The sequence below is a fragment of the Allobosea sp. 05T433 genome (assembly GCF_056396065.1).
Window position 1 is genome coordinate 39,949 of the sequence record NZ_JBFTKS010000004.1, and the last position, 23,286, is coordinate 63,234.

At 64.9% G+C, this 23,286-nt stretch carries 17 protein-coding genes; 6 read left to right on the top strand and 11 right to left on the bottom strand.

Translation table 11 applies throughout. The features are described from left to right. Positions 1-15: 15 nt before the first annotated feature. A complete protein-coding gene (locus AC1DGP_RS06550; RefSeq protein WP_441505116.1) occupies positions 16-906 on the bottom strand; it encodes an EamA family transporter in 891 nt (296 codons plus the stop codon). An 83-nt stretch (positions 907-989) separates the two neighbouring features. Here AC1DGP_RS06550 and AC1DGP_RS06555 point away from each other — a divergent pair, with 83 nt between their 5' ends. The 3 genes from AC1DGP_RS06555 (at position 990) to AC1DGP_RS06565 (ending at position 4,269) form a co-directional block, all read left to right on the top strand. Then, positions 990-1,481 carry a MarR family winged helix-turn-helix transcriptional regulator gene (locus tag AC1DGP_RS06555; RefSeq protein WP_441504906.1) on the top strand — a complete coding sequence of 164 codons (492 nt, stop codon included), beginning with the start codon at positions 990-992 and terminating at the stop codon, positions 1,479-1,481. A gap of 174 nt (positions 1,482-1,655) precedes the next feature. Continuing rightward, positions 1,656-2,801 (top strand): amidohydrolase, encoded by a 1,146-nt coding sequence (locus tag AC1DGP_RS06560; RefSeq protein WP_441504907.1) that lies wholly within the window; start codon positions 1,656-1,658, stop codon positions 2,799-2,801. A 211-nt stretch (positions 2,802-3,012) separates the two neighbouring features. After that, positions 3,013-4,269: an aminopeptidase gene (locus AC1DGP_RS06565; protein ID WP_441504908.1), complete on the top strand. Its 1,257-nt coding sequence runs from the start codon at positions 3,013-3,015 to the stop codon at positions 4,267-4,269. A 102-nt stretch (positions 4,270-4,371) separates the two neighbouring features. On the opposite strand, the gene AC1DGP_RS06570 is transcribed toward AC1DGP_RS06565, so the two are convergent. Beyond that, positions 4,372-6,534 carry a methyl-accepting chemotaxis protein gene (locus AC1DGP_RS06570; protein ID WP_441504909.1) on the bottom strand — a complete coding sequence of 721 codons (2,163 nt, stop codon included), beginning with the start codon at positions 6,532-6,534 and terminating at the stop codon, positions 4,372-4,374. Between the two features lie 276 nt (positions 6,535-6,810). Between AC1DGP_RS06570 and AC1DGP_RS06575 the strand changes: the two genes are divergently transcribed. Then, a complete protein-coding gene (locus tag AC1DGP_RS06575) occupies positions 6,811-7,161 on the top strand; it encodes a hypothetical protein (protein WP_441490631.1) in 351 nt (116 codons plus the stop codon). A gap of 20 nt (positions 7,162-7,181) precedes the next feature. On the opposite strand, the gene AC1DGP_RS06580 is transcribed toward AC1DGP_RS06575, so the two are convergent. From AC1DGP_RS06580 to AC1DGP_RS06590, 3 genes are all read right to left on the bottom strand, one after another. After that, positions 7,182-8,243: a class I SAM-dependent methyltransferase gene (locus AC1DGP_RS06580; protein ID WP_441504910.1), complete on the bottom strand. Its 1,062-nt coding sequence runs from the start codon at positions 8,241-8,243 to the stop codon at positions 7,182-7,184. A 474-nt stretch (positions 8,244-8,717) separates the two neighbouring features. After that, positions 8,718-11,003 carry an NADP-dependent malic enzyme gene (locus AC1DGP_RS06585; protein WP_476831870.1) on the bottom strand — a complete coding sequence of 762 codons (2,286 nt, stop codon included), beginning with the start codon at positions 11,001-11,003 and terminating at the stop codon, positions 8,718-8,720. Positions 11,004-11,132: 129 nt separating this feature from the next. Continuing rightward, complete coding sequence (locus AC1DGP_RS06590; protein ID WP_441504912.1) at positions 11,133-12,965, bottom strand: methyl-accepting chemotaxis protein; 1,833 nt, start codon at positions 12,963-12,965, stop codon at positions 11,133-11,135. A gap of 103 nt (positions 12,966-13,068) precedes the next feature. On the opposite strand from AC1DGP_RS06590, the gene mutS reads away from it, so the two are divergent. Further along, complete coding sequence (gene mutS, locus AC1DGP_RS06595) at positions 13,069-15,819, top strand: DNA mismatch repair protein MutS (protein ID WP_441504913.1); 2,751 nt, start codon at positions 13,069-13,071, stop codon at positions 15,817-15,819. A 97-nt stretch (positions 15,820-15,916) separates the two neighbouring features. Here mutS and AC1DGP_RS06600 read toward each other — a convergent pair whose 3' ends face one another. From AC1DGP_RS06600 to AC1DGP_RS06610, 3 genes are all read right to left on the bottom strand, one after another. Continuing rightward, complete coding sequence (locus AC1DGP_RS06600) at positions 15,917-16,780, bottom strand: C40 family peptidase (RefSeq protein WP_441504914.1); 864 nt, start codon at positions 16,778-16,780, stop codon at positions 15,917-15,919. 46 nt (positions 16,781-16,826) lie between these two features. Beyond that, the gene (locus AC1DGP_RS06605; protein WP_069878324.1) at positions 16,827-17,180 is read right to left on the bottom strand and encodes a MarR family transcriptional regulator; all 354 of its coding nucleotides are present in this window, start codon (positions 17,178-17,180) and stop codon (positions 16,827-16,829) included. Positions 17,181-17,307: 127 nt separating this feature from the next. Then, positions 17,308-18,699: a leucyl aminopeptidase family protein gene (locus AC1DGP_RS06610; RefSeq protein ID WP_476831871.1), complete on the bottom strand. Its 1,392-nt coding sequence runs from the start codon at positions 18,697-18,699 to the stop codon at positions 17,308-17,310. A gap of 174 nt (positions 18,700-18,873) precedes the next feature. Here AC1DGP_RS06610 and AC1DGP_RS06615 point away from each other — a divergent pair, with 174 nt between their 5' ends. Beyond that, complete coding sequence (locus AC1DGP_RS06615) at positions 18,874-19,689, top strand: tetratricopeptide repeat protein (RefSeq protein ID WP_476831872.1); 816 nt, start codon at positions 18,874-18,876, stop codon at positions 19,687-19,689. 140 nt (positions 19,690-19,829) lie between these two features. On the opposite strand, the gene AC1DGP_RS06620 is transcribed toward AC1DGP_RS06615, so the two are convergent. Genes AC1DGP_RS06620 through AC1DGP_RS06630 form a run of 3 tightly spaced genes read right to left on the bottom strand, consistent with a single transcriptional unit; the run spans position 19,830 to position 23,278 of the window. Continuing rightward, positions 19,830-20,807: a type II secretion system F family protein gene (locus AC1DGP_RS06620; protein ID WP_476831873.1), complete on the bottom strand. Its 978-nt coding sequence runs from the start codon at positions 20,805-20,807 to the stop codon at positions 19,830-19,832. 10 nt (positions 20,808-20,817) lie between these two features. Continuing rightward, a complete protein-coding gene (locus AC1DGP_RS06625) occupies positions 20,818-21,795 on the bottom strand; it encodes a type II secretion system F family protein (RefSeq protein ID WP_476831874.1) in 978 nt (325 codons plus the stop codon). Positions 21,796-21,820: 25 nt separating this feature from the next. Further along, positions 21,821-23,278, bottom strand: coding sequence for a CpaF family protein (locus AC1DGP_RS06630; RefSeq protein ID WP_476831875.1), 1,458 nt, complete (start codon positions 23,276-23,278; stop codon positions 21,821-21,823). Positions 23,279-23,286 lie beyond the last annotated feature (8 nt).

The window sequence follows — 23,286 nt, forward strand, 5'->3', positions numbered from 1 at the left end:
AGGAGGCGTGCCCCGTCACGCCTCCCGGGGTTTCGCCACCGTGGGAGCGCTGGCCGGCACAGTCTGCTGAGCGCGCTGGCTCAGCCAGACGCTGCCGAGGACGATCGCCATGCCGGCGATCTGGGCAGGGCTGAGCGATTGGCCGAGCACCGACCAGCCGAGCATGACAGCCGTCACCGGGCTGAGAAAGCCGAGCGGCGAGACCGTCGAGGGACCCAGCCGGGCAATGCCGCGAAACCAGAGGATATAGGTCAGGGCAGCGCCCATCAGCCCGAGATAGGCAAGGCCGAGGATGTTCGTGCCGGTCAGCGTCGGCGGTGCGGGTTCGAGCCAGAGGACCACTGGCAGCAGCAGGGCTCCTCCCGCGGTCAGCTGCCAGGCGGTGAAGGTCAGTGGCGAGACCGGCGGCTGCCAGCGCCGGCTCAGGACCGTGCCCGCCGCCATCGACAGCGCACTGGCGAGACCAGCGGCGATGCCGAGCGGATCGAGCGCAGCCTGCGGCGTCAGAATCAGCAGCGCGACACCTGCCATGCCGGCGATGGCCGCGACGATGGCGAGCGGGCGGATGGCGAAACCGAGCAGCAGACGCGCGAGGAGCAGGACGACGAGCGGCTGGATCGCCCCTACGGTCGCCGCGACACCGCCCGGCAGCCGATAGGCTGCGATGAACAGCATCCACCAGAACAGCGAGAAATTGAGCGCGCCGAGGAGGAGAACCCGTCCCCACCAGATTCCCTGCGGCAATTGCCGGACGGCGAGCAGCAGCAGGAGGCCAGCCGGGAGCGCACGCAGCATCGACACGGTCAGTGGGTAGCCCTGCGGCAGGAACTCCGTCGTCACCAGATAGGTGCTGCCCCAGATAGCTGGGGCGATCGCGGTCAGCAGCAAGTCGGCATTGCGGGCCATGATGGCGGTCTCGCTCATTATCTTGACGTCAAGATAATGACAAATATCTTGACGTCAAGATATTTGGTCGCAACGATGGCGGCATGGACCATGTMGACGGAATTCTCGCGCAGTGGAACCGGGAAAGACCGGACCTCGATGTCACGCCGATGGGGTTGTTCGGCCGCATGAAGCGGCTCTCGCAGCATCTCGGCCGTGAGATGGAGAAGACCTTCACCGAGCATGGCCTCAACAGCGCAAGTTTCGACGTGCTGGCGACACTGCGGCGCTCCGGCCCTCCCTATAGACTGTCGCCGGGAGATCTGCTGGCGACGATGATGATCACCTCGGGCACGCTGACGAACCGCATCGACCAGCTCGAGAAGACGGGCCTCGTCGAGCGCACCCATAACCCCGAAGATCGCCGCAGTTTCATCATTTCACTGACCGAGCGTGGATTTGCGACAATCGAGGCTGCTGTCACAGCACATGTCGCAACCCAGGCGCAGCTGAGTTCCATTCTCTCCGCGGATGAGAACGCGGCCCTCAACGCACTGCTGGGCAAGTACCTGGCGGGTTTCGAAGGCAGCCGGTGAGGCCTTGCGTCGGGGGGCTGCCTCCGCAGTAAACTCGGCTTGTGGGCCAGGAATGAGCACAGCGCGCCCCCCGCAGGCAAGAATGGCGCTTGCCGCTCCACGCAAGTTGATAATTCTCTGGCCATACGAAGCCGGCATCAGGTCTGGTTCAGCCGGCGCTCAGGGGATAGCGGAATGTTTCTCACCAACTCCGACATGGTCGAGCTTGTCGCCTGGCGGCAGCAGTTGCACCGCTCTCCCGAGATATCGGGCGAGGAGCAGGAGACGGCGAAGGCAGTGGTTGCCTTCCTTGCCCCGAGCGAGCCGGACCGTATCGTGACCGGGCTCGGCGGCCACGGCGTCGCGGCTATTTATGAAGGGCGCGAGCCGGGGCCGACAGTGATGGTTCGCTGCGAACTCGACGCCCTGCCGATCGAGGAAATCTCCGAGAGCCCCCATCGCTCCCAGGTGCCGGGCAAATCCCATGCCTGCGGCCATGACGGGCACATGACCATGGTCGCTGCGCTCTCACGCGGGCTCGGCCGCCAACGGCCGCAGCGCGGCCGCGCGGTGCTGCTGTTCCAGCCGGCAGAGGAGAACGGCGCAGGTGCCGCCGCCGTCATCGCCGATCCGAAATTCGCAGAAATCGCGCCGGATTACGCATTCTCGCTGCACAATAAACCCGGCCTGCCATTGGGCTACATCACCCTCTCCGAAGGTCCGGCAAACTGCGCCTCGCGCGGACTGCAGATCGTGCTGACTGGCAAGACCTCGCATGCCTCCATGCCGGAACACGGCATCTCCCCGGTTGCGGCGGTAGCCCGGCTGATGCCGGCATTGACGGCGCTCGGCCCCGGCGGTCCACTCGACGCGGCCTATGCGCTCGTCACCGTGACCCACGCTGCAATCGGCGAAGCTGCCTTTGGCATCGCACCCGGCCGGGCCGAAATTTGGGCGACGCTGCGCACGCTGAACGATGCGCAAATGGGCGCGCTTTGCACACGGGCCGAAGCGCTGGTGCGCGAAGCGGCTGAAGCATCGGGTCTTGGCATCGAGCTGAGCTATCACGACGTCTTCCATCACTGCGAAAACGATGCCGAGGCGGTGGCGCTCCTGCGCAAGGCCTTCGATGACGAGAAGCTGCGGCACGGTGAGGGCTCGCCCTCGCGCGGCTCCGAGGATTTCGGCCTGTTCGGCCGCCAGGCGAAATCGGCGATGTTCATCCTAGGCTCGGGCAAAAACTCGCCGCAGCTGCACAACCCGGATTTCGATTTTCCCGATGCCCTGATCGAGCCCGGTTCGCGCGCCTTCATGCGCACGCTGCGCAATTTGCTCGGCTAGATCCTCGGACCCGATATCGTATCCGATCCGAGGATCCAGCCTCTGCATTTGCATCGGCTTTCCCGAAAACCGCAATCCACTTTTCGGGCCGATGCCTTAGCCCATTGCACCTGACCAAGTGGGCGATGTTCTTGTTGCCAAACCGCAAAGACGCCCTGATCGGCTGCATGATGCCGATCAGGGATTTGCCAAGCATGAGAGGCCGTATTCCATGACCACGCATCAGCCGAATATCCTGGCATCGATCGATCCGGCCAAGCTCGACAGGCTCGCCGAAGTCGCCGTCAAGGTCGGCCTGAATCTCGAGGCCGGGCAGGATCTGTTCCTGACCGCGCCGGTCGCCGCCCTGCCACTGGTCCGGCGGATCGCCGAGCACGCCTACAAGGCCGGTGCCGGGCTCGTGACGCCGATGCTGGCGGATGAGGAGGTAACGCTCTCACGCTATCGCCATGCCCCGGATGCAAGCTTCGACCGGGCGCCGGGCTGGCTCTATGAAGGCGTCGGCAAAGCCTTTGCCGCCAACACCGCGCGCCTCGCCATCGTTGGCGATAACCCGATGCTGCTCTCAGGGCAGGATCCAGCCAAGGTCGCGCGCGCCAACAAGGCCAATTCGATCGCCTATCAGCCCGCTCTCGAGAAAATCGCCGGCTTCGAGATCAACTGGAATATCCTGGCCTATCCGACCGCGTCCTGGGCCCGCCAGGTCTTCCCGGACGAGGCAGAGGACATCGCTGTCGCCAAGCTGGCCGAGGCGATATTCGCTGCCTCACGGGTTGACCGTGCCGACCCCATTTCGGCCTGGGCTGCGCATAATGCGACGCTCCGCAGCCGGACGCAGTGGCTGAACGGGCAGAACTTCCATTCGCTGCACTTTTCCGGGCCGGGCACGAACCTGACGATCGGGCTTGCCGACGGCCATGAGTGGCAGGGCGGCGCCTCGACTGCCAAAAACGGCGTGACCTGCAATGCCAACATCCCGACCGAAGAGGTCTTCACCACGCCGCATGCAAGGCGGGTCTCCGGCCATGTCGTCAGTACCAAGCCGCTCTCGCATCAGGGCACGCTAATCGATGGCATCTCGGTGCGCTTTGAAGAAGGGCGTATCGTCGAGGCCAGGGCCACGCGTGGTGAGGAGGTGCTGAACAAGGTTCTCGACACCGATGAGGGTGCGCGTCGCCTCGGCGAAGTGGCGTTGGTGCCGCATTCCTCGCCGATCTCGCAGAGTGGCGTCCTGTTCTACAATACGCTCTTCGACGAGAACGCCTCCTGCCATATCGCGCTCGGCCAGTGCTATTCGAAATGTTTCGTCGATGGCGCCAGGCTCACGCCCGAGCAGATCGCGGCGCAAGGCGGCAACAAGAGCTTCATCCATATCGACTGGATGATCGGCTCGAACCAGGTCGATATCGACGGTGTGCATGCCGATGGCAGCCGCGTCGCAGTCTTCCGCCAGGGCGAATGGGCCTGAGCAGCCTCGCACAGGCCACGTCTCTCCGCTGATACGAAAAGGCCACCGGGCGAACCCGGTGGCCTCTTCATTTGACGTGTATCGTGCCCCTAGGCGGCAGGCTTAGAACTCTTCCCAGCCCGCATCGGACGCGCGGCCGTTGACGACCTTCTTGGCCGGCATGACGGGGCGCTTCGGCGCAGCCTTGGTCTGTGCGAAGGCCGCCTCGGCAAGCTGGCGCAGGCGCTCGGGCTCAGGGCCTCCTGCATCGATCGCCTCGACATCGGAGGCGCGCAACGCGGGCGGCGCGTAGGACGCTGCCCTGGTCGCAAGGCGCGCGGGGCGGGGCGCCATCTGGGTGACGGCAGCGGCCGCGATCGGGGCGGCCATCGGCCGTCCCTGCTCCGGCCCAGTCCGGAAGGCCGCAACGAGGTCGTTGAGCTGGCCGATCCGCGACGTCAGCGACGCAGCGGAGGCAGCACTCTGCTCGGCCAAAGCCGCGTTCTGCTGGGTCATTTCGTCGAGATGCGCGACAGCCTGGCTCATCTCGTCGATGCCATTGGCCTGTTCGCCGGACGCGGTCGAGATCTCGGCGATGGTGGCAGCGACCTTCTGCGACGCATCGAGGATTTCGGTCAGGGCCGCACCGGCCTGACGCACGAGTTCGACGCCCTCGGTGACCTCTGCATTCGAGGAGGAGATCAGCCCCGAGATGTCCTTGGCGGCGGCGCCTGAGCGCTGCGCCAGGGTACGCACTTCCGACGCAACGACCGCAAACCCCTTGCCGGCATCTCCGGCTCGCGCCGCCTCGACCGCCGCGTTGAGCGCGAGCAGATTGGTCTGGAAGGCAATATCGTCGATCACGCGGATAATGTCGGAGATCTTCTTCGAAGCGCTTTCGATGCGCGCCATGGCCTCGACGGCCCTGCCGGCAATCTCGCCGCCCGACTGCGCAGCTCGCATCGCGTCCTCGGCGATCGTCGCGGCCTGTTTCGAAGACTGGGCCGAAGCCTTGACCGAAGCAGCAAGCTCCTCGGTCGTCGCGGCGGTCTCCTCGAGCGAAGACGCCTGCTCCTCGGTGCGCTTCGACAGGTCGTCGGCGCCCGTGTTGATCTCGCGGGACGCCAGACCGACATCGCCGGCGGTCACCTGGATTGTGCGCACGGTCGAGGACAGGCGATCGACGGTCTCGTTGATCGCGCCCTTCAGATCGGCGAAGCGACCGCGATAAGTGGTATCGACTCGGTTCGTCAGGTCACCGGAGGCAACAGCCTGCAACACCTTCGCGAACTCGGTCGTGGCAGAATCAACCACCGCGTTGATCTCGTTGATGCCGCTGATCAGCTTCTGCATTTGTTCGTCAGCGCCATCGATGGCGAGCCGCGCCGAGAAGTCACCGGACGCAGCAGCCGCAACGACCTCGCCGACATCCGACACGACCGAGGCCATCGACTCGGCCTGACGCAGGCGACGCTCCGCACTTGCGCGCTCCTCCGCCTGCAGTGCGGCGACTTGCTCGGTGCTTTCACGCAACACCGAGACGGCGCGGGCCATGGTGCCGATCTCGTCCTGACGGGCGACATGCGGCACATCGACCTTGGTATCGCCGGCGGTCAGGCGCTCCATGACAGCACTGAGGGCGAGGATCGGCGAGGTGACCGAGCGCTGCGCGAAGATCAATGCCGCACCGAGCGCACCCACCAGGGTCACGAGCAGCACCAGCGGCAGAACCAGCCTGGCCTGCTTCGTGAAGGCTGCCGCCTCGTCGCCGAGCACGTTTCCGGCATCCTCGTTGCGCTTACCGAATGCGACCAGGAGATCGTTCACGGCCTTCCGGTTCGCCCGGTTCAGATCGGTATTGCCCTGCGCATTGGCCGCAGCGGCCGAAACCTGCCGCCCGATACGAACGGTTTCAGTCCGATAGGTGATAAAATCCGCGACCGCCTTCTCGATCTGAGAAACACGTTCCTGTTCGCTCGCCGGGGAAAGCGCCTTCAGCCGTTCGACGAGCTGCCGCATCTGCGGGAAGCGATCTTCCATCCCCTTGCCGTATTGCTCGATCTCCTGCGCGTTCTTGGCCATGTAGATGCCGCGCGACTCCATCACGACACCCGTTACGTGCCCGTTGAGCCGCTCCGTCAGCAAGGCGATGTCGCCCTGGTTGCTTGCGCGTTCGTTCAGACTATCCGCCTTCGAGAGTGCATAGAAACTCAGCACTGCCGAAATGAGCGCGGCCGCTGCAACAATGAGCAGCATGGTCAGGATCTTGATACGGATGGACTTCATCGAACTGCGCCCCGACGCATTATATTTTTTGTTATCAACGCGACACGCTCGCGCGTGGTTGCGGCCAAGAAGAAGGAGCCCTTGCAGGCAAGGGCTGGCGGACAGGCTGCACGGCAGAGCCGTGCATTTCCCATCAAATCACCAAAATCTGTAAAGAACGCTTTAAGCAGAGTGCGCGGGATCATTTCCCGGGGAGCATTTCGGCGCGACTGCGGCCTCATCGACTAGTCCAGCGCGGGGCCTGGATACTTCAGCATCCTTGCAAGTAGTTCAACAATGATTGAACTGCGTAGAGCGAGCGCGGCCACGGATTTCGGGCAGGACGCTGTTCCCGTCACATTCCGCTTCGGCGTTAACGTCTTACTGACCCTGCGGAACGAAACTGACGGCACGATTCGCCGTCAGTTAGAGTTCCCAATGGGCCAGATCCTCCAGTTCCGCTTACCCGTACAGCCGCTCACCATGCCGGAACCGCTGGACATCGACCTTCTGACGGCCGTCGACGTCGCGCTGCGCGACCTTGCCGAGATCACCCAGTACATCACCCTCCCCTCGGCACGGGACCAGGCGGAAGCCTGCCGCTTGATGCTGCAGGATGCCTATGACGCGGCGACGGCCACCGGCTGAAACGCCGGCGGGGGGCTCTCTCAGGCCCGAACCTCGAAGACCATGTTGAACGGGGTCTCGGTCGCACGTCGGAAATGCGAGAATCCGGCATCGAGCACAACCTTGCGAAGGCGCATCTCGCCGGCCTGGGCGCCAAGCCCGAGGCCCACCTCCTGAGACAGGGAGGCCGGCGTGCAGATCAACGTCGAGGCGCCATAATAGATCCGGCCTACCGGGTTGAGATTGTCCTTCAGGCTATCATGCGCAAAGGGCTCGACGATCATCCAGGTGCCGTTCGGGCCCAAGGTCTCCTTGACGTGCCTGCCTGCACCGACGGGATCGCCCATGTCGTGCAGGCAGTCGAACATGGCGACGAGATCCCAGGACCGACCTGGAAAGTCCTTCGCGCTGGCCTGTGCGAAGAACACGCGTTCGGCGACACCGGCTTCCTCCGCCGCGACGCGCGCGCGTTCTATCGAGGGCCCGTGATAGTCGAAGCCCGTAAAGGTGGACTTGGGATAGGCCAAGGCCATCAGAATGGTCGAAGCGCCATGGCCGCAGCCGACATCGGCAACGACGGCGCCCTCCTCCAGGCGCTCCTGCACGCCGTCCAGTGCCGGGAGCCAGTCTGCCACAAGGTGGCTGTTGTACCCGGGCCGGAAGAAGCGCTCGGTGCCGCGAAACAGGCAGTTGCTGTGCTCATGCCAGCCTAAGCCCTTGCCGGTCCGGAACGCTTCCGCAACCTTGGGTTCATCGATCCACATCGACTGGACGATTTCGAAGGCGCCCGCGAAAAAGGCGGGACTGTCGTCCTCGGCGAAGACCATCGCCTGTTCCGCGGTCAGGCTGAAGCGGTCTTCGCCCTCGTCATAGGCCACATAGCCGGCGGCCGCCTGCGCTGACAGCCACTCCCGCAAATAGCGTTCCTTCAAGCCGGTCCTTTGCGCGAGCATCTGCGGGCTGACGGGCTCTCCATCCGCCATCGCCTTGAAGAGCCCAAGTCTGTCCCCGAGCACAACAAGCGCGCCCGAAACGGAGGCGCCGACATCGCCCACGAGATTGCCGATCAGGGCGTCAAGTTTTTGCATATCGGGTTCACGCATCACGTCCTCCCGGTCGAGCGAACTCATCCGGCATCGACGGACGAGTCCCGTTCCAAGTTGGGTTGAGCAGAAGAAGGCCCGAGAGCGCAGATTCTGCGCTATCCGTGGCAATTTCAGGACTGGCCCAGCCTTCGAACTGCGCCGGCGCCCGGCTCGAACCCGATCTGGAACAGTGAGTTGCCCCACCGAGAAACCTGCGATGGAGCCATGCCGCACGGCAACAAATCCGCCTGCACCGACAAGCAAAGGCGCGAGGCCAGGCGCACGAATGAGAGCGGCGGCGGCAACAAGACCTGTTCGGGCCGGAGCATACCGATTGCGAGCGGCCGCACCAAAGGCCGGACCCCGAACGCTCGGCCCCGGCCAGGAGGACGGCCGAGACCCGCAGGAAGAAGGCGTCCCGAACTCCTGGCCGTCATCGCCAAGAGGCCGCGACGCAATCCAGCACCGGGGGCGCTGGATTGCCGAGCGCGCTTAGCCGCCGATATTGAAGGCTGCCAGCGCCGCCATGTTAACGATGTCGGAATCCTTGGCGCCGAGCGGCACGATCTGCACCGGCTTGTCGAGACCGACGATCAGCGGACCGATCACGGTCGAGCCTCCGAGTTCCTGCAGCATCTTGGTCGAGATCGACGCCGAGTGGAACGCCGGCATGACAAGCACATTGGCCGGCGCGGTCAGGCGACAGAACGGGTACTGGCTCATCACGTCGCGATTGAGCGCGACATCGGCCGCCATCTCGCCGTCATATTCGAAATCGACGCGCTKCCCATCGAGGATCTTGACCGCCTCGCGCACCTTCTCGGAGCGCTCGCCCGCCGGATGGCCGAAGGTCGAAAAAGCGAGCATTGCAACCTTCGGCTCATAGCCGAGACGCCGCGCCACACCTGCTGCCTCGATGGCGATTTCAGACAGTTCCCGCGCCGAAGGCATCTCCGTGATCGCCGTGTCGGCGACAAGCACCGTGCGGCCGCGAGAGATCACGACGGAGACGCCGATCAGCCGGTGCCCCGGCTTGTCGTCGATGACACGCCGGACCTCCTCCAGGGCGATCGAGTAGTTGCGGGTGACGCCCGTCACCATCGCGTCGGCATCGCCGAGCGCCACCATCGCAGCAGCGAAATGGTTGCGATCCTGGTTGATCAGGCGCTGGCAGTCGCGGAACAGGTAGCCATGCCGCTGCAGGCGCTCATAGACATACTGGGCATAGGCGGTGTTTCGATGCGAGAGCCGCGCGTTCTGGATCTCGATGCCCTTGGCTTCAAGGTCGACACCGAGGAAGGTCGCGGTTTCGCTGATCCGGTCCTCGCGGCCGACCAGAATGGCGTGGCCCAGTCCTTGATTGACGAAGGAGGTCGCGGCGCGAATGACCTGCTCCTCCTCGCCCTCGGCGAAGACGACGCGCTTGGGGTAGCGGCGAACCCGCTCAAAGATGCGGTTCAGCGTGCCCGCGACCGGATCGCGCCGCGCCGAGAGCTGCGCCTTGTAGGCGCCGGTATCGACAATCGGTTTGCCGGCAACGCCTGTTTCCATCGCGGCCTTGGCGACAGCCATCGGCACGACATGGATCAGACGCGGATCGAACGGGACCGGGATGATATAGTCCTTGCCGTAGCGCGGGCGCGCACCCTGGTAGGCGGCTGCCACCTCGTCCGGCACATCCTCGCGTGCGAGCGAGGCAAGAGCCTCGGCAGCGGCGATCTTCATCTCCATGTTGATCGTGGTGGCGCGGACATCGAGYGCGCCACGGAAGATGAAGGGAAAGCCGAGGACGTTGTTGACCTGGTTCGGATAATCCGAGCGACCCGTCGCCATGATGGCGTCGTCACGCACTGCTGCGACCTCTTCCGGCGTGATCTCCGGGTCGGGATTGGCCATGGCGAAGATGATCGGGTTCGGAGCCATGGAGCGAACCATGTCCGACGTCACCGCACCCTTCTGGCTGAGGCCGAAGAAGGCGTCGGCGCCCTCCATCGCCTGGGCGAGCGTGCGCCGGTCGGTGATGGCTGCATGCGCCGACTTCCACTGGTTCATGCCCTCCGTGCGGCCCTGATAGATCACGCCCTTGGTGTCGCAGAGGATGACGTTGTCGGGCTTGAAGCCCATCGCCTTGAGCAACTCGGTGCAGGCGATGGCGGCAGCGCCCGCGCCATTGACGACGAGCCTGGTCGTCTTGACGTCKCGGCCAGTCAGATCGAGCGCATTGATCAGGCCGGCGGCGGCGATGATCGCAGTGCCGTGCTGGTCGTCATGAAAGACCGGAATATCCATCAATTCGCGCAGGCGCTCTTCGATGATGAAGCATTCCGGCGCCTTGATGTCCTCGAGATTGATGCCGCCGAAAGACGGTCCGAGATAGCGCACCGCATTGATGAAGGCGTCGGCGTCTTCGGTGTCGACCTCGAGATCGATCGAGTCGACATCGGCGAAGCGCTTGAACAGCACCGCCTTGCCTTCCATCACCGGCTTGGAGGCAAGCGCGCCAAGATTGCCGAGACCGAGGATCGCCGTTCCGTTGGTGATCACCGCCACGAGATTCGAACGGGTGGTGTAGTCATAGGCCCGCGACGGATCTTCCGCGATCGCCAGCACCGGCACCGCAACGCCCGGCGAATAGGCCAGCGAGAGGTCTCGCTGGGTCGCCATCGGCTTGGTCGGCACGATCTCGAGCTTGCCCGGCCGCCCCTGCGAGTGGAACAGCAACGCCTCCTGATCGGTGAAGGTCGGGCGGGCGCGTTTGGTCGGCGGGCTATCGTTCATGCGACTGTTCTTTTTGTGAGCGTTTCCTGAAGGGTACCGACATTAGGTCAGCCGGCAGCCGCTCCACAAGGCGCGATTGCGGATCAGGGCTGATGACGATGACGCAAGAATGAAGGGCGGTCGCCGACTTCAGAGCCTGCCCCGAACGCTGCGGACGAAATCACCGACATAGCGATCGAGCGCAACCGTCTGCTCGCTGACCTGGCGCGCAGCCTCCACCACCTGAATGGCGCTCTCGCCGGTCATCCGGGCCTCGCCGCCGACGCTGCCGACACTCTCACTGACCGCATTGGTGCTGCCGGCGACAAGCACCGCGTCCGAGGCGATGCCGGAGACGATCCCGGCCTGCCGACCGACGACCTCGGCAATGGCGCTGGAGGTCTGCTCGATCGCGCTCATCGTGCCTTCGATCCGCGCGATCGCATCTGAAGCGGTGGAGGCGGCAGAGCGGATATCCTGCAGCGTGTCGGCGATGTCGCGCGTCGCCTTCTGCGTCTGCTCCGCAAGGTTCTTCACCTCCCCGGCAACGACGGCAAACCCGCGCCCTGCCGCCCCGGCACGCGCCGCCTCGATCGTGGCATTGAGCGCGAGCAGATTGGTMCGGGAGGCGATGTCCTCGATGAAGGCGAGCACGGAGCTGACCTTGTCGGCAGCCTCGGTGAGACCGGAAACATCGCGGCGCGTGGAGCGGACATAGCTTGCCGCCTCGCGCGCGGTGTCGTCGGCGTGCAAGGTCTGGCGCGTCAGCTCGCGGATCGAGGCATCGATCTCCTCGGCGGCGACCGCGACGCTGCCGACGCGCTGGGAGGCATTCTCGGCCTGGTGCGTCACATCGACGGCGCGCAGTGCCGTGCTATTGGCGTTCTCAGCCATCTGGCTCGCAGCCTGGTGCATATCGCGCACCGAAGCGCCAACCTGCCGCAAGGCCTGCCCCACGGTGACCTCGAGGTCACCGGCAAGTTCGGTCAAGGCTGCCTTGCGTTGTTCCTCCAGGGTCTGCTGGCGCGCTTCCAGAGTCTTCTCGTCGGTAATGTCGAGCAGGATGCCGTCCCAGACCACAGAGCCATCCGCCATCTTGCGCCGCGTCGATTCGCTGCGCAGCCAGACGATCGATCCGCCCGCGCCGCGGTAGCGCGCCTCAAAACGCCAGAGCGTGGCGGCCCCTTCCGGCGCCGCCCGCAGCTGCTCGAACCGCTCCCGGTCCTCGGGCAGCATCCTGCCGAGCCAGATCTCCGGGTCGCGCTCGACCTCTTCCCTGGCAATGCCAAGCGACTTGTCTATGGAGAAGGAGGCGAACCGATAGCTCGTCCCACCCGCGGGATGAAGGATGCGTTGATAGAGCGTGCCCGGCGCCCGCTGGATCAATGTCCGTAGCCTGTAGGAATTCTCGCGCCGCTCACGATCATTATTGATGACGAGGCCAACGAGCATCGTGCCCGCAGCACTGACGGCAATCATGGCCGGCACGGCCTCGCGGAGAAACCGCTCGGCGACAACCCAGCTCGGCATGAAGACCGCCGAGGCGAGCAGGCAACCGGCCCCGACCAGGCTCAGCGCCGCAAGATCGCGGAACGCCAGCGGGCGCCTGCGCCGACCCAGCCAGGCGGCGTAGGCGACACCGGCAAGGGCGTGCAGCACGATTCCCGCAACCCCGGTCGGCATACCGGCCCCGCCATTGGCGTAACGCATGGCGGCAAGCGAAACAGCAGTGACAGCGGCGGCCAGGGGCCCTCCAACCGGCCCGGCCAGAATGGCGAAGACATTGCGGGAATCAATGGCGATGCCGGGCTGGAGCACAAAGGGATGCGCCATGCTGAGTAGGCCGCCGATCGAAAACAGGACTCCGACACAGCATTGGCGCAGCCAGGGCCGCCCCTCGATCAACGGGGCCGCAATGGTCAGGATCAACGCCGCAAGCAGCAGGAACGAAAGGCTTTCGACGAGACTGATCAGAAGCAGCATGAACGGGCCTTGGGCCGGAATGATGAAATGACCGTGCTTTCAATTGTTGAAAGTCTCGCTAACGGATGGCGGCGCGCGTGGTTTTTGATAGCGTCCGCCAGCCATGCGCCGCGACATTCCAGAATCCCCGAGCCTTACCGAAGCAGCGAGTTCAGTCCCGAAGGCTGCGGCCGCGGTCGACGCCGGCCGCGTCACGCCGATGATGGCGCAATATGTCGAGATCAAAGCGGCCAATCCCGATTGCCTGCTGTTCTACCGGATGGGCGATTTCTACGAGCTGTTCTTCCGGGACGCCGAGATCGCCTCGCGCACGCTCGGCATCGTGCTGACCAAGCGCGGCAAGCATCTCGGTGAGGACATCCCGATGTGCGGTGTGCCGGTCGACCGCGCCGATGACTATCTCCAGCGCCTGATCGCCGCCGGACACCGTGTCGCCGTCTGCGAGCAGACCGAAGACCCCGCTGAAGCCAAGAAGCGCGGCGGCAAATCCGTGGTCCAGCGTGACGTCGTGCGACTGGTGACGCCCGGCACCATCACCGAAGAGCGATTGCTGGAACCCGGCCGCGCCAGCCTTCTGGTCGCGGTTGCACGCCGCAAGCTCAGCGATTCGAGCGCGCTCTACGGCCTCGCGTCGGTCGACATCTCGACAGGACGTTTCTCGGTCATGGAGGCCCCGCCGGAGCGGCTCGCCGTCGAGTTCGCCCGGCTTGAGCCGCGCGAGATCGTTTGCCCGGAGGCGATCCACGACGACCCCGAGCTGAAGGAATTCTGGCGCGAACTCACAGTGCCGGTGACCCCACTGGCTCGCGAGGGCCTCGATGCGGCTTCGGCCGAGCGCCGACTCAAGGAGTTCTTCGGCGTAGCCACTCTGGATGCCTTCGGCGCCTTCAGCCGCGCCGAGATTGCAGCCGCAGGCGCAGCGCTGGCCTATGTCGAGCGGACCCAGTTCGGCGCGCGCCCACCCCTGTCGCCACCCGTACGCGATTCCGGCAGCGCGACCATGCTGATCGACGCTGCGACACGCGCCAATCTCGAGCTGACGCGCACGCTTTCGGGCGAGCGAACCGGCAGCCTTCTCTCCAGCATCGACCGGACGGTGACCCCCGGCGGAGCGCGGCTGCTGGCGGAGCGGCTTGCCGGGCCGTTGACCGAGCCGGCGGCGATCGCCATGCGGCACGACGCCGTCGAGGCGCTGCTGAACGATGCGCCCCTGCGCGAGACCCTGCGCGGAGAGCTCGACCACGTGCCGGATATCGCCCGCGCCCTCGCCCGGCTCTCGCTCGATCGCGGCGGTCCGCGCGACCTGGCGGCGCTGGGCGCAGGCCTGAGTGCGGCACGGGTGATCGCGCAGTCGCTCGCCGACCAAGACACTCTGCCGGAAGCCCTGACCCAGGCCGCCCGAACGCTGGCCGCAACCGACCCGGCCCTGCCCGCCCGGTTGACCGAGGCGCTGGCCGACGATCTGCCGCTCAACCGCCGCGACGGACGCTTCGTGCGCGACGGCTATGACCCGGCCCTCGACGAACTCAGGCTGCTCCAGGTCGATTCGCGAAAGGTCATTGCCCAGCTCCAGGCGCGCTATGCGGCCGAAACCGGCTGCCGCACCCTGCGGATCAAGCATAATTCCATGCTCGGCTATTTCGTCGAGGTGCCGCAGGCCGCCGGCGAGGACTTCCTGAGGGAGCCCTGGCGCGCCACCTTCGTCCACCGTCAGACCATGTCGGACGCGATGCGCTTCTCCTCGGTCGAGCTCGGCGAGCTCGAATCGAAGATCGCCTCAGCCGCCGACCGCGCGCTGAAGCTCGAACTCTCAGTCTTCGCCTCGCTCAATGCCGCCGTTCTCGACGAAGCCGAGCCCGTGAAGGCGGCGGCGCTCGCTCTCGCCGAGATCGATGTTGCCGCAGCCCTTGCGGCACTCGCGGCCAACGAAAACTGGACGAGGCCCCTCGTCGATGACGGCGCCGATTTCACCATCAAGGGGGGGCGCCACCCGGTTGTCGAAGCCGCACTGAAGCGCGACGGAAAACCCTTCGTCGCCAATGACAGCGAGCTCTCGGCTCTTGGCGGAGCCGGCACCGGCGGACGCATCTGCCTCATCACCGGCCCGAACATGGCGGGTAAATCGACTTTCCTGCGGCAGAACGCACTGATCGCCGTGCTGGCGCAGATGGGCTCCTATGTGCCCGCCGCCAGCGCCCATATCGGCATTGTCGACCGGCTGTTCTCACGCGTCGGCGCCGCCGACGATCTCGCCAGGGGGCGCTCGACCTTCATGGTCGAAATGGTCGAGACCGCCGCGATCCTGAATCAGGCCGGGCCGCGCGCGCTCGTCATTCTCGACGAGATCGGCCGCGGCACGGCGACCTTCGACGGCCTGTCGATCGCCTGGGCCGCCATCGAGAACCTGCACGAGATCAATCGCTGCCGGTCGTTGTTCGCGACTCATTATCACGAGCTGACAGCGCTTGGAGACCGGCTGGCCCGCGTCACCAATGCCACTGTGCGCGTGACAGAGTGGAATGGCGAGGTCGTCTTTCTGCATGAGGTCGTGCCCGGTGCCGCCGACCGCTCCTATGGCATCCAGGTCGCCAAGCTTGCCGGCCTGCCGCCGGCCGTGGTCGAGCGGGCCCGCGCCATTCTCGGAGAGCTGGAGAAGACGGAGCGCGAGAAGCCTGTCGCCTCGCTCGTCGATGATCTGCCGCTCTTTGCGGCGCCGGCCCGGCCTCCTGCACCAGTTGCGGCGGCCGAACCTGGCCCGGACGTATTGCGCGAAGCGCTCGCCGCGCTCGATCTCGACGAGATGACGCCACGCGCTGCGCTTGACGCACTCTATCGGCTGAAAGCGCTGGATTAAAGCATCAGCCCGAAAAGTGGATTGCGATTTTCGGTAAAACCGATGCGAACACAAAGACTTAGATCATCGGACCGGATACGATTTCCGCTCCGATGATCTAAGCGCCAGCAATCCGCCGGATGCTGGTGATGGCGCCGAAGCTCTTGTCTAGGATCCGGTCGCGAGCGGTGCGCAACGGCTCGCGATGGACCGTCATCGTATAGCCATTGGCGTGCAGCAGCGTCTCGGCATCGGTCATGATGCCGACATGCCCCTTCCAGAAAACGAGGTCCCCGCGCTTCAGGCCGAGGAGGCTCTCGTCGAAGGCGATTGGCTCGCCTATCGCCGCTTCCAGCATGTCGGAATCACGCGGCGAGGCGATCCTGGCCGCAGCCAGAGCCAACTGAGTAAGGCCGGAGCAATCGAGACCGAGGCTTGTCTTGCCGCCCCAGAGATAGGGGACATGCTCGAAGCGCTCGGCAACGGCGACGAAATCGGTCTCGCCCTCGCTGAATTCCGCGAGATGCGTGCGCCAGACATGGCCGCCATCCGCGAGTACGAGAAAATTGCCGCTCTCGCCAGCAACGGCCAGGCCGGCACCCAGAGACAGCGCGGCAAGCGGCGGCAGTTTGATCGAGGCTCCGGGATAGACGAAGGTCCGCAATGCACGAACGCAGTGCGTCGGCGCGGGCACATCGGCACGCAGCGCATCGTCCGGCAAATAGCCGACATAGCCATCAGCGCCGAGCTGGCCCCAGGCCCAGCCCTCATGCTGCTCGTAAACCTGCACGACCTCGCCCGCGAGTGCCTCGGTATCGAGCGGGGCATCGGGACGCGGCTCACGCCGAACCGGTGCGGAAGGGGCAACGACGCGCATGGTGACGGGATCGGCAAAGGCGCGCGCCTCGACCTGGCCGATCAGATGCCGGGCGGCGAGGTCAGGGCGGGCCGGGGTCAGGCGACGGTCGAGAATCGTGTTCATGCGGGCACCATAGCCGGAGCCTGCTCATGAGCGAAGACGCCTTTGCTCAGCCCGGCCCGAGATCACGCGCCCGTTGCACCACCAGGTCGGCAAGCCGTTCGACAGCGAGGGCCCCCGCCACGGTCCGCTGGATCACGACATTGCGCCGGTCGAACTCGTCGCGCCTGCGCGTGACGAGGCCGAGCTTGCCCATCGTGTCGAGCGCGCGGGTAATCACGGGCTTGGTGACGCCGAGCTGCTGAGCAAGGCCGCGCACGGTATGCGGTGGCAACTCGAGATAGATCGTCAGCAGGATCGCGGTCTGGCGGGCCGAGAGGTCCGCCTGACCGTCATGCACCAGATCGAGATGCACCTGCCGCCAGAGCCTGAGCGCCTGCGAAGGCCTGATCTCCAACGCCATGACTGATACGAACCCCGATCGTTACGGGTCCGTATCATTATCGCGCCAAGCTGCGGCTGCAATCGCTCTCGTCGAACAGACTTAACCGCCGACTATCGATGGCATGCCGCGCGGAGATCGCCGGGCTTCATCCCTGGACCTTCGGATAGAGCTGCTTGACCAATGCATAGGTCAAACGCGCGGCTTGGCATTCGCCGCCCTCGGGGCGGCCGGGCTTCGACGATGGGTTCCAGGCATAGATATCGAAATGCGCGTAGGACTGTGTCTTCTCGACGAAACGATTGAGGAAGAGCGCAGCCGTGACGGAGCCGGCAAACGAGCCCCCGGAGACGTGGTTGACGTCGGCGATCTTGGAATCGAGCAGCCCGTCATAGGGCGGCCAGAGCGGCATGCGCCAGACCGGGTCGTTTACCGCCTGCCCCAACCGGGAGATTTCGACCGCGAGCCCTTCATCATGGGTGTAGAAGGGTGGCAGCTCGGGACCGAGCGCAACGCGGGCGGCACCGGTCAGCGTCGCATAGTCGATCAGCAGCTCCGGGGCTTCCTCATCCGCCAAGGCCAACGCATCGGCCAGGATGAGCCGGCCTTCGGCGTCGGTGTTGCCGATTTCGACCGTCAGCCCCTTGCGGCTCCGGAGCACATCGCCCGGGCGGAACGATGCACCGGAAACGGCATTCTCGACGGCGGGCACAAGGAGGCGCAGCCGTACCGGAAGCTTCGCCTGCATGATCATGCGCGCAGCGGCAGCCGCGGCCGCGGCACCGCCCATGTCCTTCTTCATCAGCAGCATGCCGGCATCTGTCTTGAGGTTGAGCCCGCCCGTATCGAACGCCACCCCCTTGCCGACGAGCGTCACCTTGGGATCGGCCGGATTGCCCCAGACAAGGTCGATCAGGCGCGGAGCGCGCGGCGACGCCCGGCCCACGGCATGGATCATCGGAAAGTTGTGCTCGAGCAGATCGTCCCCGACCTGGCTGGTGACGCTCGCACCAAGATCCTGCCCGAGCTGACGGATCGCGGCCTCGATCTCAGCGGGCCCCATGTCGCTTGCCGGCGTATTGACGAGATCGCGGGCAAAGGCGACCGCCTCGGCGAGCGCGCTCAGCTCCACACCATCCACGCCCTCGGGCAATACCAACCGAGCGCGGACCGGCTGCGGCTTGCGGTAGCGCTCGAAACGATAGGACTGGAGCAGCCAACCCAGCGCCGCAAGGCCGAAATCATCGATCTCGCCCTCCAGACGATAATCGCCCTCCGGCAGGACCGCGGCGAGCCGGCCGGGAGCAAATGGGTCGCGTCGGCGCGCCGATGCCCCCTCGACACCAAGGAGCACCGCGCTGACAGCGCCCAGCCCATCCGGCAGCACGACATGCTGCCCGGGACGCGCGGCGAAGCCATGGGCCTTCGCAAAGCGCGCGGCCTCCGGCGCGAGGCGCTCAATGAGTGCCGGCCAGCCCGCCTTCGAGACGAGATGAACCGGGACGGCGGACGGTGCAGAGGCAAGGAGCAGGCTGTGCACGGCTGAAGGAACCTGTTCGAAGGAGTGAGCGGCGAGGCCAGTTAAGGAAGCATTAGGGTTAACGTTTTACCACCAGAACGACCAGTTCTCTCTCGTGGCAAGGCACTCTGGCCCATGTCCCGCTGCTTCTCCGCAGTTTTGTATCCTTCGTCTGCGGCCTCCCGCGTCCGGCTGTTGGCAGCCGTCTGCCTCGCCTCGCTCGCCCTGGCCGGCTGCCAAAGTCGCGGCGGGATCGGCGACATCACCGGCTCCATCGGGCGATCCGCCCCGACCCAGCCACGCGGACCTGCCGAATGGCGCACCGAGGCCGACCAATGGGGCAAGCGCTACGACGCGAACCAGAAGGACCGGAACTCCGCCTTCTACTATGCCCGCGCGCTGCGGGCGCTCGACCAGAATGCCCAGGCCCTCGCCGTTCTGCAGAACGCTGTCCTCATACACAACGACGATCGCGAGATGCTCGGCGCCTATGGTCGTTCGCTGGCCGATAATGGCCGCTACAAGGAAGCAGACGAGGTGCTCTCGCGCGCCCATTCGCCGGAGCGTCCGGACTGGCGCATCCTGTCGGCACAAGGCACCGTCGCCGACCAGCTTGGCGAACACGCCCGCGCCCAGCAGATCTATGAGACCGCCCTCAAGCTCGCTCCCGGCGAGCCCACGGTGATGTCCAATCTCGGTCTGTCGCTCGCGCTGTCAAAGCGCCTGCCCGAGGCCGAGCGCGTGCTGCGCGAGGCGTCGAACTCCAACCGGGCCGACGCGCGCATCCGGCAGAATCTCGTGCTGGTGCTCGGCCTGCAGGGGAGGTTTGGCGAAGCGGAAACGCTGGCGCAGCAGGACCAGAGCCCGACCGAAGCGGCCGCGACCATCGCCTATCTCAAGCGCAGCGTCAGCCAGCCCAATAGCTGGAACATGCTCAAGGGCGGCAGCAAGGCAAAGACGGCGGCATCAGCGCAGCCTGAACAAGCGGATCGGTCCATCCCACAGGGTTAGGCAGGCCGGTCACCTCGGCGAGGCCTCCAACCACGAGCGTATGAGCCGTCAGGAGGTATCTGCAGCATCCTCCGCGCGCCCCCTTTGCCCTTGCTCAGCGCCAACATGCGCGTAGCGGCTCGCCGGTCGAACGGACGAGGCTATTTCAGCTTCATCACCTGAATGATCGCCGGCGTGATGATCACGACGAAGAGCACCGGCAGGAAGAACACGATCATCGGCACCGTCAGCATGGGTGGCAGGGCCGCAGCCTTCTTCTCCGCCGCCATCATGCGCTGGTCGCGACTTTCCTGTGCCAATGTGCGCAGTGCAGCACCGAGCGGCGTGCCGTAGCGCTCGGCCTGAACCAGTGCGGTCGAGACCGACTTCACTCCCTCGAGCCCGGTGCGGACAGCAAGGTTCTCATAGGCCTGGCGTCTTTCAGCGAGGTAGGAGAGTTCGGCCGTGCAGAGCGCAAACTCCTCGGCGAGAGGAACCGACTGGCCGCCAATCTCGGTCGAGACCTTGCGGAAACCATGTTCGATCGACATGCCCGCCTCGACACAGATCAGCAGCAGGTCGAGCGCGTCGGGAAAGGCCTGCTGCATCGACGCCTGGCGCTTCGAGATCTGGTTCGACAGGAATATCTCGGGCGCCTTGATGCCCAGATACGCGCCGCCGATCGCCATGCCGAACCGGATCAAGGGCGGCAGCCCGAAATCCTTGATAAAGAAGACGTAAAAGAGCGTGAACAGGAAGAGACCGATCGGCGTCACCAGGCGGAAGAACAGGAAGCCGATCTCGGCCTGTGGCCCGCGATAGCCAGCCATTGCGAGCTGCTTCTTCGCCGTTTCGGTGCCAAGCCAGTCACCCAGCTTGAACTGGTCGACGATGCGCCGCATGAACGCCTTTGGTTCCTGGCGCAGCGAGACCTTGTCCTTCTGGCGGTTCAGGCGGTCCCGCTCGCGCGCACGGATCTTGTCGCGCTCGATCGCAACATTCTTCATGCGCTTGTTGAGGTCGTTGCCCTCGACCAGCGGCATCGCCAGAGTCAGAACCGTCGCGGCGGCAGCCACGGCAGCAAGCAACGCGACCAGGAACTGGCTGTCGGCAAGCTTATCGGCGATGAGGGCAATCATTCCCGCAGCCTCAGATGTTGAAGTTGATCATCTTGCGCATCGTCATGACGCCGATCAGCATCCAGACTCCGCAGCCGACGAGCGCGACCTTGCCGATCTGCGTGAGCCAGAGAAGCTCGATATATCTCGGGGCAGTCAGATATACGAGGGTCGCAACAACCGGGGGCAAGGCCCCGATGATCGCTGCCGAGGCCTTTGCCTCCATCGAAACTGCCTGGATCTTGTCGCGCATCTTGCGACGTTCGCGAATGACTTTCGACAGATTGCCGAGGGTCTCCGCGAGATTGCCGCCCGTCTTCTGCTGGATCGCCAGCACGATGCCGAAAAAATTGGCCTCGGCGCAGGGCATGCGCTCGAAGAGCTTGGCGGCAGCCTCGGTCAGCGGCAACCCCAAGGTCTGGCTCTCGATGATCAGCCGGAATTCCGTCCGTACGGGCTCAACGGCTTCAGCGGCGATGATCCGCAGGCAGTCGTTGAGCGGCAGGCCAGACTTGATGCCGCGCACGATGATGTCGAGCGCATTCGGAAATTCGTTGCCGAACTTCTTCAGCCGCTTCGTCCGGGCTCGTGACAGTAACCACCGCGGCAGACCGAAGCCGCCGATGAACAGACCGGCCAGAAGCAGCAGGAGATTGGCTGTTACCAGGAAAAACAGGAAGCCGACAGCCATGCCAGATATGGTGCTGATGATGTAGAACTTGCGGCGGTCCCAACTCAATCCTGCTTGCAACAGCAGGAGTTCCAGCGTGACCTTGTTGCGAGCATTCTCTCGGGTTTCGATATCCTTGAGGCTCTGGGCGATCTGGCCGCGTTTCTGCCGCGCCTGGACTTCGCGATCGACCGTCCGAACGGCGACCGGGGCTGCGAACTCCTTGCGGCGCTTCTCTACCCGGGTCTGTCCGCTCAGCGCCGGATAGAACAGCGCGTAGACCACGCCGCCTGCCGCAAAGGTCGCCAGCACGACAACCGCGATGACACTCAGGTCCATGGCTCAAGTCCGCCCATAGCCGCGATCACGCAGCATTGGCTTCATCCTGGACGGCGAGTTGATCGATCGCCGTGGCCAGCCGCTGCTCCTCACCGAAATAGCGGGCACGCTCCCAGAACCGCGGGCGGCCAATGCCGGTCGAGCGATGGCGCCCGATAAGCTTGCCTGCGGCATCCTCGCCGAGCACCTCATAATTCATCAGGTCCTGGGTGATGATGACATCGCCCTCCATCCCCATCACCTCGGTGATATGGGTGATCCGGCGCGAGCCGTCGCGCATGCGCTGGGCCTGAATGACGACATCGACCGAGGAGCAGATCATTTCCCGCAATGTCTTCGAAGGCAGGCTGAACCCACCCATGGTGATCATGGATTCGATACGGCTCAGGCATTCGCGCGGCGTATTGGCGTGGAGCGTCCCCATCGATCCGTCATGGCCAGTGTTCATTGCCTGCAGCAGGTCGAACGCTTCCGGGCCACGCACCTCGCCGACGATGATCCGCTCGGGCCGCATGCGCAGGCAGTTCTTGACGAGGTCGCGCATCGTGATCGCGCCGGTGCCCTCGAGATTGGGAGGGCGCGTCTCGAGCCGCACGACATGCGGCTGCTGGAGCTGCAGCTCGGCAGCGTCCTCGCAAGTGATGACCCGCTCGTCATGCTCGATATAGTTGGTCAGGCAGTTCAGCAGGGTCGTCTTGCCGGAGCCGGTACCGCCGGAAATCACGATGTTGCAGCGCACCTTGCCGATGATCTTGAGGATTTCCGCACCAGGGGGCGAGATCGCGCCAAAGCGGACGAGCTGATCCAGCGTCAGCTTGTCCTTCTTGAATTTGCGGATGGTGAGAGCCGGCCCGTCGATCGCCAGCGGCGGCGCGATGACATTGACACGCGAACCGTCGGCAAGGCGTGCGTCGCAGATCGGCGAGGATTCGTCGACGCGCCGGCCAACCTGGCTGACGATGCGCTGACAGATGTTCATCAGCTGCGCGTTGTCGCGAAAGCGAATATTGGTCAGCTGGATCTTGCCGCCGGTCTCGATGAAGGTGCGCGAGGCTCCATTGACCATGATGTCGGCGATATCGTCCCGCGCCAGCAGCGGCTCCAGGGGCCCGTAGCCGAGTACATCGTTGCAGATATCGTCGAGCAGCTCCTCCTGCTCGGAGATGGAAAGCACGACGTTCTTGAGCGAAATGATCTCGTTGATGATGTCGCGGATTTCCTCCCGCGCCGATTCACCATCGAGCTTCGCGAGCTGAGAGAGGTCGATCGCCTCGATCAGCGCCCCGAAGATCATGCTCTTCATCTGGTAGTAATCGTCGGACTTCGGTGTTTCGACCGGAGCCACGGGCGCTGCCGATACCTGACGACGCATGTCGGGAGGAGGCGCAGACGATTCGAGCAGGCGCGCAGCCGAAGCCGGGCCCGAGACCTTCGCATTCAGCGGCTGCGTCGTCGCAGCGTTCGAGGATCGCTTTCCGAACATGTCACCCT